The organism is Metabacillus indicus LMG 22858, from assembly GCF_000708755.2.
Taxonomy (GTDB): Bacteria; Bacillota; Bacilli; order Bacillales; family Bacillaceae; genus Bacillus_P; species Bacillus_P indicus.
In genome coordinates, this window is sequence record NZ_JGVU02000007.1 from 50,789 (window position 1) to 66,881 (window position 16,093).

The following is a 16,093-nucleotide window of genomic DNA, read 5'->3' on the forward strand; positions in this document are numbered from 1 at the left end:
AATACGCAATTTATTATATTTTGCAAGGGGATCCCTTTAGGGCAGGGGGAATTTCATTCATTGGCAATAGATTCTTATTGCATTTTTTCCGCTAGCGTTTTTATACGCTCTAGAGCTTTGGGAAAACTTATATTAAATGTTTCTTCTTGTTCCTGTGGAATATCGGTTTTAACTATTAATGTAGTAACTCCATTTTTTTCGGTAAGAGAATAACTCTCTTTTCCACCAGTCCACTCTTTTTCGCGCTCCTGCTGTCCACTTTCTTTTGTGTCTGCACCGTGCCTGAATAATACAAATTCATTTGATGTAAGTTTCTCTATCAGACTTGTCACACCGTAGCCACTTACAGATGATATAAACTGGATTTCATTTCCTTCTTTAAATACTCCTTTCATATATGTACCCTCATCAATTATATTTGCCCAGTCACGGAATATTGTATCTTCCCAAAGAGTTGTCCAGACACTTTCTTTAGAGGCATTTATTTCGATTGAGAACTGAGTTTCTTTCATATTTTCCTCCTTCAAATAAATGGTTTTACAAATTATAAAGATTTCTTTATATAACATAAATCGTTTTGGCAACAAATTTGAGAAAACACCATAGTCTCGAACTTTTGAATATGGGCGACATTTACAGATGTTCTACTTCTTCACCCTTGACATCTCTTTGAGTATACATCAATCGATTACAAATGCTCGATAAATAAATTCATTTTTCTGTAATTAGAACACTATCCAAATAATACCACAGCAGCACATTGACTATATGAATTTAAAGCTTATATAGAGTAATATCGAAAAATATTATCTATTCTCTCACTAAAACGCACTGGGTTGCATAATTAATGATAACCAATCAGTAAATCCGTCTAACGAAAAAAAGCAGGAAACCCTCAAGCCGGTTTCCTGCTTTTTAAACTTACTTCAATACAAACCTCACCACAAGCTCCACATGCGCAGTATGCGGAAACATATCCACAGGCTGAATATACTCAACCTTATACGCCTTCGAAAGTGTTTTAATATCCTTCGCGAGTGTCGACGGGTTACACGACACATAGATGAACTTCTTCGGTTTTACCTTCAATATCGCACCAAGCAGCTTTTGATCGCAGCCTGTTCTTGGCGGATCCACTACAACAGCGTCGGGTCTCCAGCCTTCGCCGAGCCATTTTGGGAGCCAGTGTTCGGCTGTGCCTTTTACGTAGGTGGCGTTTTTGAAGCCGTGTTTTTTGGCGTTCTTTTTGGCGTCTTCGACGGAGTCGGCGATGGTGTCCATGCCCCTGATTTCTTTGGCGCCGTCTGCGAGCCACATGCCGATGGTGCCTACGCCGCAGTAAGCGTCGACGATTTTTTCTTTGCCGGTCAGCTGGGCGGCTTTTTTGACTTCGTCATAGAGTTTGACGGTCTGGACGGGGTTGAGCTGGAAGAAGGCCCGTGCCGAGAGGTCAAAGGTCAGGTCGCCGAGCTGTTCCTGGATGACTTCTTCTCCGTCTAAGTGGACGGTTTTTTCGCCGAAGATCAGGGATGTTTTTTCACCGTTGATGTTTTGCATGATCGATTTGACTTCAGGGAGACGCTTGTTGATTTCGCTGACAATCAGGTCCTTGCGCGGCAGGTTTTCCTGTGCGGTGATGAGGACGATCTGCACTTGTCCGCTTTTGAAGCCGACTCTGCTGACGATGGTCCGGACGATGCCTTTGCGTTTTCGCTCATCATAAATGGATACTTTCAGGTCCTGCAGAATTTGCTTGACGGTTTGTACCGCTTTGTTCGTTGCTTCGTGCTGCACGATGCAGTGATCGATGTTGACAAGGTGGTGGGAGTTTTTGCTGTACAGTCCCGCGATGACTTTCCCGTTTCTGAGTCCTGTCTGGAACTGGCTTTTGTTGCGGTAGTTCCACGGGTCCTCCATGCCGATCGTCTGTCTGATGTCTGTTTTTCCTAGATCAAGTCCGGAAAAGCGCTCCATCGCCTGGACGACAATGTCTCTTTTTTCATGCAGCTGTTTTTCATAGGAAAGGTGCTGAAGCTGGCAGCCGCCGCATTCGTGGTAGATCGGGCAAGGCGGATTCACTCTGTGTGGGGAGGCCTTCCTGATTTTTTTCACTTTGCCCTCGGCAAATTTTGCGCTGATGTTCGTCGCTTCCACGACCACTTCTTCATTTGGCAGGGCACCTGGTACGAATACGACCTGCTTTTTGAAGTAGCCGACTCCTTCTCCGTTGATTCCGAGTCTTTTTATGGTTAATGGAAAGGTTTGTCCTATTTCAAGAGGGACACCTTTGTTCTTTTGTTCATTGGTCTTCATGTTTGACGCTCCATTTCTATTCAATGCTTCTCCATAAATAAAGGGAAGCATAGCTTAAATAAGGGTCCCACTCCCTGCTCAGCTCCTGCATTTCTTCCAAGGTGGGCTTGCGGTCGAGTCCAAAATGCTTTTTCATCGCGTTTTGAATGCCGATATCGGCAACCGGGAACAGGTTGGGCCGTCCCAGTCCGAACAAGAGCAGGTTCTGGACCGTCCATGGCCCCACTCCGCGGATTTTCACGAGCTCCTTCAGGATGACCTCGTCCGGCTGATCCTTCAATTCTTCCAGGTTTATTTTGCCTTCTGCAATCAGCTTTGATGTATCAATAACATACTCTGATTTGCGTCCGCTGAACTGCAGCTCCCGCAGGTCGCTGTAGTCGAGTGCCGCCACTTTTTCAGGAAGCGGATAAAACCAGACTCCGTCCACCTGCTCGCCGAATGTATGGACGAACCGCTCTGTCAGTGTATGGGCGAACTTCAGGTTCAGCTGCTGGTGGATGATGCATTTCATTAGGCACTCATACAGGCCAAATTCAAGCACAAGCGGCGTGCCGTCGTGCTCCTGAAAAATACCGGCGATGTTTGAGGAACGAAAATGGATCTGAACGTCAAGCAGGGACGTATCCCACTGAAAAATGCGCATCGTCTCTTGGAGCGCAGCCTCGCGGTTCCCGCTTCCGCTCACTAAAAACTCTGGTGCATCCTTCGTTCCAAGAGCCTTCACCTTCACAACAAACGGCTTTTTATCCCCGTCTCTCATCGGAATGGATACCTCGCGTTCAGCCATCGTCACGTGATGCAGCGGATCCATGGATAAACGATCAAGGACACGGTCAAAATCATATGGAGGATCTATCTTTACTCGCTCTTCCCACATTCGTTCTCAAACCCCTTATTTTTGATACTGATTATTATATCATGAAACGCCCGGGGAAAAGAGAAAACTCCCTGTGACCACTGTCAGAGGGAGAAAAAGTACGGCTGATGAAAGGTTCGGTCTATCATAAGATCGTCCAGGCTCTTGAAAATATAACCCTGTTTGCGCAAATCCGTAATGGCTTTGTCAAGCGCCTCCGCATTGTCTTTTGAAACAGTATGAAGCAGAAGGATGCTGCCGGGATGGATCTGGCTCATCATCTGATCATAGGAATATCTCCAGCCCTTTTGTGCATTCGTATGCCAGTCGACAAAAGCAAGCGACCAGAAAACCGGCTGGTACCCGAGCTCTTTTGACTTGGCCAGCACCCGCTCGCTGAATACGCCCCTCGGCGGACGGAGATATTGAATTCCCTGATAGCCTGTCAGCTTTTCCGTCTTTTCTTTCACGGAATCCAGCTCTTTTTTCAGTCTTTCGTCCGTGACTTTTGTCAGATCAGGATGGTGCCACGAGTGGTTTCCGACAATGTGCCCCTCATCTGCCATGCGTTTTACAAGGTTGGGCTGGTCAAGAAGGTAGTGTCCGGTCACGAAGAAGGCTGCGGGAACCTTTTGTTTTTTCAGGACATCCAGAACTCCTTCTGTGTAGCCATTTTCATAGCCATTGTCGAAGGTGAGATAAATGTACTTTTGGCTTGGGTCTCCCATAAAAAAAGCATCATATTTATTCAGCAGCTTCACAAGCGGTTCACCGGGGTTCGCGGATTTATGGTTTCTGCTTTTCTCAAAGCCCCAGTTGATCGGCTGGTTGGAAACAGCTGCTGCGGGCTGAATGCCTGACAGGAAAAACAGCAATACGCATGTTGCAAGTGTCCAGTATTTCAACTTCTTCACTCCCCTGACATTGTTCTACTTATAGTGTCGGGAAGTGAGGGAATTACATACTGGGAATAATTATGTAATAAATGGAATACAAAAAGCCGGATTTCTCCGGCTTCTCCTTAAATGAATACTGGTTCTTTAAATTGTGAGAGCTTCTCAAGAGACGACTGATCTACGTCTGCATGGAGGCTGTTCCCGTGGGAATCCATCGTTACAACGGCTGTAAAGCCTTCTACCTTCAGGTGCCACATCGCCTCAGGAATCCCGAACTGCATGAGGTCAACGCCTTCAACAGATTTGATGCAGTCTGCATAGTACTGGGCAGCTCCGCCGATGGCATTGAGGTAAACGCCGCCGTGCTCATTCAGTGCTTTCAGTGTTTTCGGGCCCATGCCGCCTTTTCCGATCACAGCGCGGATGCCGAATTTTTTCATAATGTCTCCCTGATAAGGCTCTTCGCGGATGCTTGTTGTCGGTCCAGCTGCTTTTACATGCCAGTTTTCATCCTCATCCTTCAGCATAACTGGTCCGCAGTGATAAATGATCTGGCCGTTCAGATCCACTGGTGAGTCATTGGTTGAAAGGTACTTGTGGATGGCATCGCGCCCTGTGTACATCATGCCGTTGATCCGCACTACATCTCCGACTCTCAGCTCGCGGATTTTTTCTTCTGTGATTGGCGCTTCAAGCACGACTTCACGCGGGCTTTCTGCCGGCGCCTCTGCAGGCTCGTCGTCCTGGAGGTTTGGCATCTCGCCTTCCTGGTACAGCCAGTCCTGAATCGCTCCGCTGCCGGCATCAATCGTGACGCCTAAACGGCGGTATGCCCAGCAATTGTACGCAACAGAAACAAATAAGCTTGCCGGAATCCGGTTCATCACGCCGACTTTACAGCCGAGAAGCGTGGCTTCCCCGCCAAAGCCCATTGTACCGATGCCAAGCTTGTTTGCTTTATCTACGATATATTCTTCAAGTCGTTGCAGATCCTGATTCGGATTCGTGTCATCCGCGCTTCTGAAAAGCTGATCCTTCGCAAGCTCGTAGCCTGAAGTCCGGTCTCCGCCGATGCCGACGCCGATGAAGCCTGCGCTGCAGCCCTGCCCTTGTGCCTGGTACACGGAGTGAAGGATGCATTTGCGGATGCCGTCAAGGTCGCGTCCGGCTTTGCCCAGTCCGTCCAGTTCGCATGGAAGGCTGTACTGAATGTTTTTATTTTCACAGCCGCCGCCTTTTAAAATCAGGCGCGCGTCGATGTAGTCTTTTTCCCACTGCTCGAATTTGATGACAGGAGTGCCGAAGCCAAGGTTGTCCCCGCTGTTGTCGCCAGTCAGCGAGTCAACTGAATTCGGGCGCAGCTTTCCGTCCTTTGTCGCCTGTGCAATCGCACGGTAGATGTCTTCCTTCATATTGAGCTGATTGGCTCCGACGGGAACCTTCAGTTTAAATGTAGGCAGTCCTGTATCCTGGCAAATCGGCGATACGTTCTCGTCCGCCATTTTGATATTCTCGGATATTGTCGCAAGAGACATCGCAGCGCGCGTGCCTGCGTTTTCCTGCTGTTTCGCTCTTAAAATCGCGCGGCGCACATCCTTCGGAAGCTTCGTTGATGTTTCCACGATCAGTTCATACATGCTTTCATAAAAACGATCCATCCTGTTTCTCCCCTTATTGTCTATAGAATTCGGTCAATTTCATTCAATTTTCATTATACTCCTTTGCAGTTTGGTTGGAAAGGCTTTCAGTTTAGAAATGCGGAGGCTCCGTTTAGCCCTGATAGGCAGAAAAGAAATTACCGGAAAGGTCCGGGTTTGACTTTTTGGGGGATTTTGTTCTGACAGAGGAGTTGGGCGCTGCAGTTGGACAAGGAGTCAAGTTCCTTCCGCTGCAATCCACTGGAGTTTTATACTAAAAAAAACCGCCCGGCCAATGACCGGGCAGCTTCTGCTAGTTCTGTTTTTTAGGGAGGATATCAATCTCCAGGCTTTTCTTGATTTCCAGGTACTGATATGAAATGGTTAGTGTTCCGCTTTTCTTTGTTTTGATTTTGCCGTTTTTCCATTCTGCGAGGTCTGGAGGCGAAAGCTCCATGAAGAGCTTGTCCGGGTTCATGGCAAATCGGTTGCCGTCTTTGTCGATGGCTGTTGCTGTCAGGCGGATGTTCTTTCCTTCAATGATTGTTTCGTTGTTTGGGTTGAGTTCAACGTTGACAGGCTTGATTGTGTTCGGATCAACCACGGTCACTTTGATCGTGCTGCTTTTTCCTCCTGAAACGGCTGTAATGTTAGCTGTACCAGGCTTGAATGTCTGAATGGTTCCGTCCTGAAGCACTTTTACGGCTTTTTCATTATCAGAGGTCCAGACTGTGTTAACATCTTCGAACGAGCTCAGGTTGACGAGATAATTTCCGTAGATTTCTCTAAAATCGCCGAAAAGGTTGAGTGTGCGTTCTGCACCTGCTGCCATTTTCATTTCCCGCTGTTCGCTTAGGGCATCGTCGACGATGGATACTTCCGTCAGCAATGGGTTGAATTTGTAGTCCATTCCTGATTTCGTCACTTGGAGCACTCCGCTTCCAAGGATATTTCCTTTGTCGTTTGAGACATATCCTTTGCTTGCGCCGTTGCCTGTGATTGTGTACTTGACGCCGTCTTTTTCCCATGACTGCAGGAGGTGAAGGTGACCAAACAGCACTTGAACGTTCACGCCGCTGTTTTTCTTTTTATAGGATCCGAGAATGTCTTCGAATTGTTTGGCATCCGTTGGGTTCATTTCATGCTTCGTGCCGAAATCATCTTTTGTTGTATTGTGTGTCACGACAAGAACATTCTTCTTTTTATTTTCCTTCAGTAGCTTTTGAAGGTAATGGAACTGTGTGGAGTCTGATGCTGAAATACTCTGTCCAAACGCACTGTTCAAGCTGATGATCAGCGTGTTTCCATATTCGAAATGATAGGTTGGCGATCCAATGATATCTGAGTAGAAATCAATGTTTCCCTGGAATGATTCATGGTTTCCTGGTGTTGCGAAAAACGGTTTTTCTCCAAGTAAGGCAAGGTCGCTTGCCGCTCTGTCCCACTCTGACTGGGAAGAGGTATCCACGATGTCACCTACGTGCATCACAAAGTCCGTTTCTTCTTTTGCAGCCCGGTCAAACAGGCGTTTTGAGTACATAAATCCTTGTGTATCAGGCAGGACAGAAATGGCGAACTGATTAGCCTTTTCCGGCTGCTGAAGCTGCTTTGTTTGGAATTCCTTCACAAACGGTGTCATGACATTACCGCTATTGTCTTTTGCCTCGATGATATAAGAATGCTGGCCGTCTTTAAGCGGTTTTTCAGGAACGGCATATGCCCAGCCCGTTTTTTCGTCGTAGTGGACAGGTGCAGGTTTGCCGTCAATTTTTACTGCGACACTGTTTTTCTTCACGCCGCTTTTTACATCTTTGAGTTTAAAGGTAATGCGCGGTTCTGCTGTTTTCTCAACCGCTTTTCCTGTCGGCGTCACATTTGAAAGAACCGGTTTTTCTGTATCATCGCTTAAGTCTACTTTGATTGTTTTATCAACGGATGGAACAGATGCATTTCCGTTTGTGTCGCGCGCTGAAGCCGTCAGATGGTAGGTGCCCTCTGTCAGGTTTTCAGCTGTTGCTTCCACTTTGCCGGTTTCAGCATCATATGTGTACGGAAGCTCCTCCCCGTTTAATTTTACTTCGATTGAAGCAGCATCCACCCCTGATTCTTCGTCAATCACGAGGGAAGAAAAAGCGATTTTGTTTTCATAGACGGTATTTCCCGCAGGTGTAACCTCTTTGAATTCCGGTCCGTTAAAGTCTTCTGTTTCGTTCGTGTAAATATATCTCATATGGTCGATGTAAACACTGCCGCTGTAGTCAGGGATGCTTTTGTTCGTTTCGACAAAATAGAGATAGTTGAAAACGATCGGCAGCGCCCAGTCCTGTGGAAGCTCAACCTCAAGGTATTTCCAGCCCGTCCAGTCTACTTTCGGTGCAAGGTCCAGTGTTTTGTTGACACCGTTTGCTTTGAAAATCAGGCGTGCCCACGGAGCTTTGCCGTCGCCGTACACCCATACGCCGAATTTCTTCGGTTTGATGTCTGTTTTATAGGTTTCATACATGGAATCAGCAAGCTCGTCCGGCCATGCCCCAGATGCTGATTTGTACCAGTGCGGGATGACGTTAATTGTGCCGTTGTATTTGCGTTCCCACTTTTTCGAATCGTAATCCACACGCAGGCTGCGCTCTCCGAATTTCGCTTCGTCCCCGGAAAGCTGATGGGTTCCGCCCATGAAGCCGGATACTTCATAGCCTACTTTTAGGTACGTTTCATAGTCATCGATGACTTGTTCTTTCAAGCCTATTAATAACTCAATCTGCTTTTCAATGGAACCAAGTTTTGCAGTAACGGTTGTTCTTGTTCCCTCAGGGACATCTTCTTTGATTTGGATGGTGCCGTCTGGAGTAATTTCACCAAACTGCTCCTCCATCTCCCAGTCGATCGCATCTCCTGTGAGGATGACTTCTTTTCCGTCTTTGACGGCTTCGGCCTCTAGTTTCTTTTGCTCACCCGGCTGAAGAATAACCGGACCCTGATCAGCAAATTTGAAGTCGTCCACCTGGTCGATGACTGTGAGGGATGCCTGCCCGCTTACGCCGTTGATGGCAGCTTCCACTTTATCTGTCCCTGCCTTAGCGGGCGCCTTGTACAGACCCGTTTTGTCGATGGTGCCCTTTGAAGCTTTCCAATGGATGGAGCGGCTTGCAATCATGACAGGGTTGCCGTTGCTGTCTGTTGCTTTAACCCCGAATGTGAATGCTGCGTTCTTGAAAATTGTCAGATCCTTTTCTACTATTACTTCGCCAATTTCCCCTGTTTTCGTTGAATGATTGACAAAGAGAAGGCCGTTTGTGATCGATCTTGACTGCCCGTCACTCGGGTGATTGGCCGTCTCAAGCGCGCTTTTCCCTTTCGGCTGGACGATCATTTCTGTCGATCCTCCGCCGTCAAGGCCAAGAGCCGAAACTGCGCCGTGCTCTTCCATGATCTCAGCCATTTCGACTAGCGTTACCCCCTGGCTTTTATCAAAAAGGGTGCTTGGTTTATCAATCGTCATCGTGATGACCTTTTGCTCTGCTGTTATTCCGATGGCGGTTCTGGCGCTCTTAAGATTAACATGGCTGCCGTATTTGGACTGGAGCTCGTCTTTTGTGAGCGCCTTTCCGTCCTTAACAAGCCAGTTGTAGCCGCCTGTTGCCTCTGTAATATCATTTTTCAGGACTCTGTTTTCTCCCGTGAAAAGATCAAACTGAAAGGAGATGTTCATGCCTTCTTTTAATTCATTCCGGATCATCTCTGCTTTTGAACCGAATCCGGCGATGATGACACTGTCTGATGGAATATCAATGCTCTCATAGGAAGAATAGATTTTCTCGATTTTTCCTGTGTAAGCCTGTCCTGCTTTGATGGCAGAAGCGTCCTTTACCTCTTTTACGACTGCCATGGCTCCATTTTTAATGAAATTCTCATTGCGGTCATCAAAGGTGAGGATTCCCTTCTGGTTTAGCTTGGGTGTAAAAATCCCGAGCTTTTCTCCCGCGTTTTCATTGCGGTTCAGTGTATCCACTTTTACATTTTTGCCGCTGTAGGACAGCGAGCCTCTCATTTCAACTTCCCCGATAAAAGGTTTCTTGTCTTGGTCAATCGTAAAAACAGGATGAAGAGCAACGCCTGAAGGATAGCTGTGATTAATAAGAAGATTGCGGTTTTGGACCTGGAGCGTCATATTGATGCCTGTCTGCATATTGAACATATCCGCATTCACGCCTGCCACAATGTCTTTTCCCTTGAATTCTTCTCTGGCAGCCTGTGACGGGAGGGTCTCTGCAGCTACGACTCGTTCAAGTGCCTTCGATGTGACAACGGATACATTCGGATTCGAAAGATCTGCCTCTAGCACGTTCACTCTCTGGCTGTTTCCCGCTGTTCCCCCGAAATTCTCGATTTGCTTTTCAGTGTGTGTAATGCCTGAAGAAATCTGCTCCGCTTTTAACACCGTGCTTTTTTCTGACGGGACCGTTTCTTCTCCGAGAACGGAAACCGGCTGAATCAGCAGCGTGCAGGCCATCAGCATGACGGCAAGCTTGTTTTTCCCTTTCATCTTGCACCTCCGGATAGTAGTTTGTACCACTCTATTCTAGAAGGAAATTGTTGATAGGATTTGGTATTTTTTTTAATGCTTGTAAATTTTTTAGGGCTAAAAGTACCGGCTAGTGTGGATTTTGTGTAAAGGGGTGAGGTATGGACTAGATATAATTGAAGAAAATTACATTTCGTTCAGGTCTTTAGGTTGGTGAAGGCTCGAGGCTGTTTTGTTTTTTGTTTCTCTGGTACCTTTTTTTGCAATCTGCACCCGTTCCTTTCCCGCGGTTAAGGAGGGGAAACTATTCAGACGTTTTTGTGACCTTCCCACTGGTTTTCTTTTCGTTGATAGCACTTATCGGGGAGAACGGAACCATCAACAGTGAATTTTGTTTGGTTGGTGGCACTTATCCGGAAAGAATGGAACCATCAACAGACAATTTCGTTTGGTTGATGGTACTTATCGGGGAGAATGGAACCAGCAACAGACAATTTCGTTTGGTTGATGGCACTTATCGGGGAGCCAGCTAAAAAAGCAAAACAAAAAGAACACCCTCATCGGGTGCCCTCGCGTCATCTATTCTTTGTTCCAGTCTTTTTTAAACTGCTCCTGCTTGATTTCAAGTTCATCCAGCATGTTTATTAAACGGTCGATATCTTCAAGGTCGGTTGATTCGGGATCCATGGAATCAATCACATTCATGAACATATTCAGCCGTGATTTTAAATATTGTAGTTGTGAGTCTTTATCATGAACGGCGTTGCCCAAGATGTATCTCTCCTTTCACTGTTACAGTTATCGTAGCTCATTCAGGGAACTTTGACAACCGCTCCTGAACGCGAGGTGTTCCAAACTGACGGGTTCATGTTAGAATGTTCTTTATGTGAACTTGAAAAAGGAGTTTTATGAATGAATGCATCAGCTGTGAATCTGCTGCCTATCACCCCTTCTCACGACCCGTGGGAGGCTTATTTAGATGTTAAACAATATGGAAAAATGACCCTTACAAACGTGGAGTTTACAACGACGACACTTTGCAATATGCGGTGTGAGCATTGCGCCGTGGGATACACCCTTTCTCCAAAGGATCCCCAGGCACTTCCGATCGAGCTTATCTTGAAACGGCTTGAAGAGGTTGAGACGCTCCGTTCGATCAGTATTACAGGCGGAGAACCGATGCTTTCAAGAAAATCCGTTGATCAGTATGTGCTTCCTCTTTTAAAGTATGCCCGGGAACGCGGGGTGCGTACGCAAATAAATTCGAATTTGACGCTTGATCTGGCCAGGTATGAAAAGATTGCCCCGTACCTTGATGTGCTGCATATCTCCCATAACTGGGGAACACTCGATGATTTTGCCGAAGGCGGCTTTGCGATGATGGAGAAAAAGCCATCTTACGCGCAGCGCACGGCGTATTTTGACCGGATTGTTGAAAACAGCCGGGCGCTTGTTGATGCCGGCATCATGGTCTCGGCAGAAACGATGCTGAACAAGCGGACGCTTCCTCATATGGAAAAGATACATAAGCAGATTACGGAGGATATGAAGTGCCAGCGGCATGAGGTGCACCCTATGTACCCATCTGACTTTGCCAGCACGCTCGAAACGCTGTCTCTCGAAGAAACGAGAGCTGCCATTCATCACCTGCTTGATATTCGGAACGAGGATGTCTGGATGCTGTTCGGCACGCTGCCGTTTTACGCGTGCAGCACGAATGTTGAGGATACAGAACTGATTAAAAGGCTTCGCGCTTCCAAAAACGTGACAGTAAGGAATGATCCCGACGGCCGTTCAAGACTGAATGTCAACATTTTTAACGGCGATATCATTGTGACGGATTTCGGGGATACGCCTGAGCTTGGGAACATTCAGCGCGACACCCTCCAGTCTGCCTACGACCGCTGGAATGATACAGAGCTTGCGCGCGGTCTGAACTGCCACTGCCCGGCCGTATCCTGTCTTGGACCTAACCTGCTTGTTAAAAACGCCTACTACCCTGATGTAGATTTCATGACGAGAAAATCAGTGATTTAAACCCAAAAAGCGAGCCACAAAAATGCACCTCCAAATGTTAGATTGTGTGTCTAACATTTGGGGTGCATTTCAAATGGCTCGCTTTTTATCGTGGCTGTTCAGAAACGGTAAATCCGAAGGAAGCGTGATCCTGTACAGGAATCCAGGCTCCAATTCCCTGTGATGTTACGTTTTGGACAACGATTTTGCGCTTGCTGCCTTTCAGCACTAAGTACACTTCGCCGTAAGTCACCTTGCCTTTTTCACTGACGGCAGGTGCGTAGGCGTTTAAATACCCAAGGCGCTTAACCGGGACATTATAGACCTGGTCTTTTTTCGAGCCTGTCCCGATGATGGTTTGAAAAGACAGTGGAAGATTTGTTTTCTTCATGGCTTTTAACAGCATCATTTTTTTCACATCTTCTTCGTTCGGGATCCGCGCTGTCAGTCCGCCTTTGACCTGCTTTTGAGATTCCTGCTTGTAATGGATCTGAACGGCTGCTTTTCCGCCCCTGTTGTCGAAAAAGTTTGTGTTGATCTTTTGGTATTCCCAGTTTACTGCTGTTTCGGACGACTCATAGTTCAGTGCCCACTGGCCGAGAAAAATTGTTGCTCTGTAGCCGATTGCAAGCTTATTGTCCGGAATTGATGATTCGTTTAAGAGACGAATCAGATTCGGATTTTCAATCGCTATTTTTGATGTATCGATTAACCCTTGTGTAAACTCGCTAGGTTGCAGATACGGAAGGTCCTGAGTGGGGTTCGGATACGTGTTTTCTTTTGAGATATCCAAAACCGAACTCGGGACTTTTGCTTTCGGTGCTGCAGACACAGAGCCTGAAAAACTGATTGATAAGAGCAAAGCCATTGAAACGAGCATCCATTTTCTCATTTCTTAAACCCCTTTCGGTTGCTTTCCCTTATTGTTTTCAAGCCCTTATGTCTTTATCCACACTTTCATTACGTTTTTGCGATCCATTTTCCAAGCACCGCATGTACCCTTGGATTGCAGAGCTGAATAAGCGGTCCGATTGCAAATGTAATAATGATGGTGCCAAGGCCGATCGGTCCCGCGAACAGGAGGGCAAGCAGCAAAGCAGCTACTTCACCGATCGTTTTTGCCGCCATCAGGCTGAGCCCGAATCTCTCGTGCAGTGTGAGCATGAGCTGATCAATCGGATTAGCCGGGAAATTCGTTTGAAGATAGATGGAAACGCCAATCGCGATCAGTAAAATTCCTGAGAGCAGGATACCCGCTCTGCCTGCAAAGCTCTGCATCTCAAAATCCTGGAAAACGCGCAGCATCCAGAAATCGACGAAAAAGCCGATCAGCAAAATCGTGATGATGCCAAGAACTTTAGGAGTCTCCCGCATGATCAGAGCATTAAGGATAATAATCAGAATGCCGACGATGAAGATCCAGCTTCCCACCGTAAGGCCAATTTGATCTGTCAGTCCTACATTCAGCGCATCCCAGGCGCCGGCGCCAAGGTTTGCTTTAATCGTTAATGTCACCCCAAAGGCCAGAATAAATAGACCGGCCGCGAAAAAAATCAACCGAAACATCATGTTCCCCCAACTCCTTTATGTTCTATATGTATGTCCACGCAGCCACTCTAAATAACTGAATATTTACAAAGTTTAACCAATATGTTACCTTAGAGGTAATCGTTACAAATTGTTTCGTCCTACACATAAAAGACTCTGTGCTGTCTGCACAGAGTCTCTTTTTTTACAGAAGATAAAACCCGATGCCCATAATCAGGTAAGCTGCAAGCAGCGTCGCCCCTTCAAACCAGTTCGTATCACCGTCATTGGTGATTGATATCGTCAGAAGAACAGCTGTAATCATGGAGATCAGTTCCGGCACTGTAAAGACAAGAGGCATTTTCTTTGTAAACAGCAGTGAAATCAGGACGAGAACAGGCGCCACGAACATGGCCACCTGAAGCGTTGACCCGACCGCAATTTCGACTGCAACATTCATTTTATTTTTATAAGCCATAATGATCGCGGAAGCATGCTCTGCAGCATTTCCGACGATGGCTACGATGATGACCCCGATAAACAATTCGCTCCAGCCGAATCTCTCTCCCACTGCTTCAAATGTATGTACAAGGCTTTCAGACACATAGGCAACAGCAGCGGTTGCAAGCAGGAGAATCAGCAGCGCCTTTTTCGCCGACCATTCCGCTTCTTCGTCATGTCCGGCTTCGTCAGTCTCATGCTTATAAACACCGCGGTGGGTCACAAGCTTAAAGAACAGCGCGGCAAGATATAAAAGAATTAAAATGACAGATATTCCTATGCTCAAGTTTAACGTCTTTGTCTCGTCCATGTCCATCGAAAAAATTTCCGGAATGACAAAAGCGACAACGACTGCAAAGATCAGCAGCCCTGAATTATGCCTCGCATCATACACGCTGAACTCCTGCCGTTTGTATTTTAACCCTCCAACAAAAAAAGAAAGACCGGCGACAAGCAGCAGGTTCCCAAGTACTGAGCCAGTAAGGGATGCCAGCACAACCCCGATTAGACCAGCCTTTAAGGCAAATATTGAAATGATCAGCTCAACGGCATTTCCAAACGTAGCATTAAGCAGCCCCCCGACTCTCGGGCCCGCCACAACAGCAAGACTCTCCGTTGCCCGCCCCATATAGCCTGCAAGAGCAATAATCGTCAGGCAGTATACGGCAAACATGATCACTTCAGGCCAGTGAAGCAGTCTTCCGATCACTGAAAGCGGCACACCGGCCAAAACGACGATGAAAAAGATTCGATTCACTCATATCCCACCCTTTCTATGTCTTATTCTTTCTCTATTTTGCAAAAAAATAAACCACACCCTTTTCCTGCGTATGAAACGGGTAAATTGATGCAGATTAATGATAGATATGAAAGGAGTGGATGATGATGAGCGATACAAAACAAAGAGTCCAGCAGATGCTCAAAGACCATAAAATCGGAACACTTGCGACCATTCGCGAGAACAAGCCATTCTCGAGATTCATGCTGTTTTTCCACGAAGATCTGACGTTATACACGGCAACCAATAAAGAAACGCATAAAGCAGATGACATTGAAAGCAATCCGAATGTCCATGTTCTCCTGGGGCTTGAAGGCAGCGGTTGGAACAATGAATACGCAGAAGTTGAGGGAACAGCATCTTTTGAAGAATCTGCCGAATTGAAAAAGAAATTCTGGCAGGAGGATTTGAAAGAGTGGATTTCAGGACCGGATGATCCGAATTATGTGCTGCTGAAGATTCAGCCTTCCTCGATCAGGTATTATCAAAAGGCTGGAAGTGAGCCTGAAGTCATTAAAATGTAAGCAAAAAGACCGAGCTTGTGCACGGTCTTAGTTTTTGATTTCAAATGTTTCGGTGATCTCAATGCTCCCCTCAACAGAGCGCACCATCGGGCAGTTTTTTCTTGCAAGCTTCACGGCCCCATCCACTTTTTCTTCCTTTAAATCATTTCCTGTGATGACGTAATGAATGGCAATGCTCTCAATGCGGTTCGCTTCCTCTTCATTTCGTTTCACGGATGCCTGAATTGTTATATCCTCAACCTCAAGCCTTTTCTTCTCAAGAATTCCGCGTAAGACTCCTCCGCTGCAGACAGCAATGGATGAGACCATCAGCTGATACGGACGGAATCCGTATTCTTCGTTCCCTGCAACATGCAGTTCCCCGTATTCAAAATCAGCAGAAAAGCCAACTTCCCTCATTTTAAATTCCATTTGAATCATCCTCTCTTTTTTGCCATCATACCTGAATCTTCCCTAAGGAAAAAAGAAATGTGCTTGTCTGTAAGGGTAGATGCGTGTAACATTCAGGATGGAAAATCAA

The 16,093-nt window shown here is 46.6% G+C and carries 13 protein-coding genes; 2 read left to right on the forward strand and 11 right to left on the reverse strand.

The window, feature by feature from the left end; genetic code table 11:
• Positions 1–74: 74 nt before the first annotated feature.
• The 7 genes from AZ46_RS17670 to AZ46_RS17705 all read right to left on the reverse strand — a co-directional run bounded on the left by AZ46_RS17670 (position 75) and on the right by AZ46_RS17705 (position 10,998).
• Positions 75–512 carry a hypothetical protein gene (locus AZ46_RS17670; protein WP_029285902.1) on the reverse strand — a complete coding sequence of 146 codons (438 nt, stop codon included), beginning with the start codon at positions 510–512 and terminating at the stop codon, positions 75–77.
• A 409-nt stretch (positions 513–921) separates the two neighbouring features.
• On the reverse strand, positions 922–2,313 hold the full coding sequence (gene rlmD, locus AZ46_RS17675) for a 23S rRNA (uracil(1939)-C(5))-methyltransferase RlmD (RefSeq protein WP_029285900.1): 1,392 nt from the start codon (positions 2,311–2,313) through the stop codon (positions 922–924).
• Between the two features lie 16 nt (positions 2,314–2,329).
• Positions 2,330–3,193 (reverse strand): DNA-3-methyladenine glycosylase family protein, encoded by an 864-nt coding sequence (locus AZ46_RS17680; RefSeq protein WP_029285899.1) that lies wholly within the window; start codon positions 3,191–3,193, stop codon positions 2,330–2,332.
• An 83-nt stretch (positions 3,194–3,276) separates the two neighbouring features.
• Entirely contained in the window at positions 3,277–4,077 is an 801-nt protein-coding gene (gene pdaA, locus AZ46_RS17685; RefSeq protein ID WP_152554777.1) for a delta-lactam-biosynthetic de-N-acetylase, read from the reverse strand.
• Between the two features lie 116 nt (positions 4,078–4,193).
• On the reverse strand, positions 4,194–5,726 hold the full coding sequence (locus tag AZ46_RS17690) for a fumarate hydratase (protein WP_029285895.1): 1,533 nt from the start codon (positions 5,724–5,726) through the stop codon (positions 4,194–4,196).
• Between the two features lie 292 nt (positions 5,727–6,018).
• Positions 6,019–10,248, reverse strand: a complete 4,230-nt coding sequence (locus tag AZ46_RS17695; protein WP_029285893.1) for a phosphodiester glycosidase family protein — start codon at positions 10,246–10,248, stop codon at positions 6,019–6,021.
• Between the two features lie 558 nt (positions 10,249–10,806).
• A complete protein-coding gene (locus tag AZ46_RS17705) occupies positions 10,807–10,998 on the reverse strand; it encodes an SE1561 family protein (RefSeq protein ID WP_029285889.1) in 192 nt (63 codons plus the stop codon).
• A gap of 141 nt (positions 10,999–11,139) precedes the next feature.
• Here AZ46_RS17705 and yfkAB point away from each other — a divergent pair, with 141 nt between their 5' ends.
• Positions 11,140–12,264 (forward strand): radical SAM/CxCxxxxC motif protein YfkAB, encoded by a 1,125-nt coding sequence (yfkAB, locus tag AZ46_RS17710; RefSeq protein ID WP_029285887.1) that lies wholly within the window; start codon positions 11,140–11,142, stop codon positions 12,262–12,264.
• 85 nt (positions 12,265–12,349) lie between these two features.
• On the opposite strand, the gene AZ46_RS17715 is transcribed toward yfkAB, so the two are convergent.
• The 3 genes from AZ46_RS17715 to cax all read right to left on the reverse strand — a co-directional run bounded on the left by AZ46_RS17715 (position 12,350) and on the right by cax (position 15,028).
• The gene (locus AZ46_RS17715; RefSeq protein ID WP_029285885.1) at positions 12,350–13,135 is read right to left on the reverse strand and encodes a YfkD famly protein; all 786 of its coding nucleotides are present in this window, start codon (positions 13,133–13,135) and stop codon (positions 12,350–12,352) included.
• Between the two features lie 68 nt (positions 13,136–13,203).
• Complete coding sequence (locus AZ46_RS17720; protein ID WP_328286785.1) at positions 13,204–13,809, reverse strand: YczE/YyaS/YitT family protein; 606 nt, start codon at positions 13,807–13,809, stop codon at positions 13,204–13,206.
• Between the two features lie 166 nt (positions 13,810–13,975).
• Entirely contained in the window at positions 13,976–15,028 is a 1,053-nt protein-coding gene (gene cax / locus AZ46_RS17725) for a calcium/proton exchanger (protein WP_029285881.1), read from the reverse strand.
• 128 nt (positions 15,029–15,156) lie between these two features.
• Between cax and AZ46_RS17730 the strand changes: the two genes are divergently transcribed.
• Positions 15,157–15,573, forward strand: a complete 417-nt coding sequence (locus tag AZ46_RS17730) for a pyridoxamine 5'-phosphate oxidase family protein (RefSeq protein ID WP_328286786.1) — start codon at positions 15,157–15,159, stop codon at positions 15,571–15,573.
• 27 nt (positions 15,574–15,600) lie between these two features.
• Here the strand turns inward: AZ46_RS17730 and AZ46_RS17735 are convergent, their stop codons facing one another.
• Positions 15,601–15,984: an OsmC family protein gene (locus AZ46_RS17735; protein ID WP_029285878.1), complete on the reverse strand. Its 384-nt coding sequence runs from the start codon at positions 15,982–15,984 to the stop codon at positions 15,601–15,603.
• Positions 15,985–16,093 lie beyond the last annotated feature (109 nt).

Coding starts and splice junctions, on each gene's coding strand:
- AZ46_RS17670 (WP_029285902.1), bottom strand. CDS start 512: ATGAAAGAAACTCAGTTCTCAATCGAAATAAATGCCTCTAAAGAAAGT.
- rlmD (WP_029285900.1), bottom strand. CDS start 2,313: ATGAAGACCAATGAACAAAAGAACAAAGGTGTCCCTCTTGAAATAGGA.
- AZ46_RS17680 (WP_029285899.1), bottom strand. CDS start 3,193: ATGTGGGAAGAGCGAGTAAAGATAGATCCTCCATATGATTTTGACCGT.
- AZ46_RS17690 (WP_029285895.1), bottom strand. CDS start 5,726: ATGGATCGTTTTTATGAAAGCATGTATGAACTGATCGTGGAAACATCA.
- AZ46_RS17695 (WP_029285893.1), bottom strand. CDS start 10,248: ATGAAAGGGAAAAACAAGCTTGCCGTCATGCTGATGGCCTGCACGCTG.
- yfkAB (WP_029285887.1), top strand. CDS start 11,140: ATGAATGCATCAGCTGTGAATCTGCTGCCTATCACCCCTTCTCACGAC.
- AZ46_RS17715 (WP_029285885.1), bottom strand. CDS start 13,135: ATGAGAAAATGGATGCTCGTTTCAATGGCTTTGCTCTTATCAATCAGT.
- AZ46_RS17720 (WP_328286785.1), bottom strand. CDS start 13,809: ATGTTTCGGTTGATTTTTTTCGCGGCCGGTCTATTTATTCTGGCCTTT.
- AZ46_RS17730 (WP_328286786.1), top strand. CDS start 15,157: ATGAGCGATACAAAACAAAGAGTCCAGCAGATGCTCAAAGACCATAAA.
- AZ46_RS17735 (WP_029285878.1), bottom strand. CDS start 15,984: ATGGAATTTAAAATGAGGGAAGTTGGCTTTTCTGCTGATTTTGAATAC.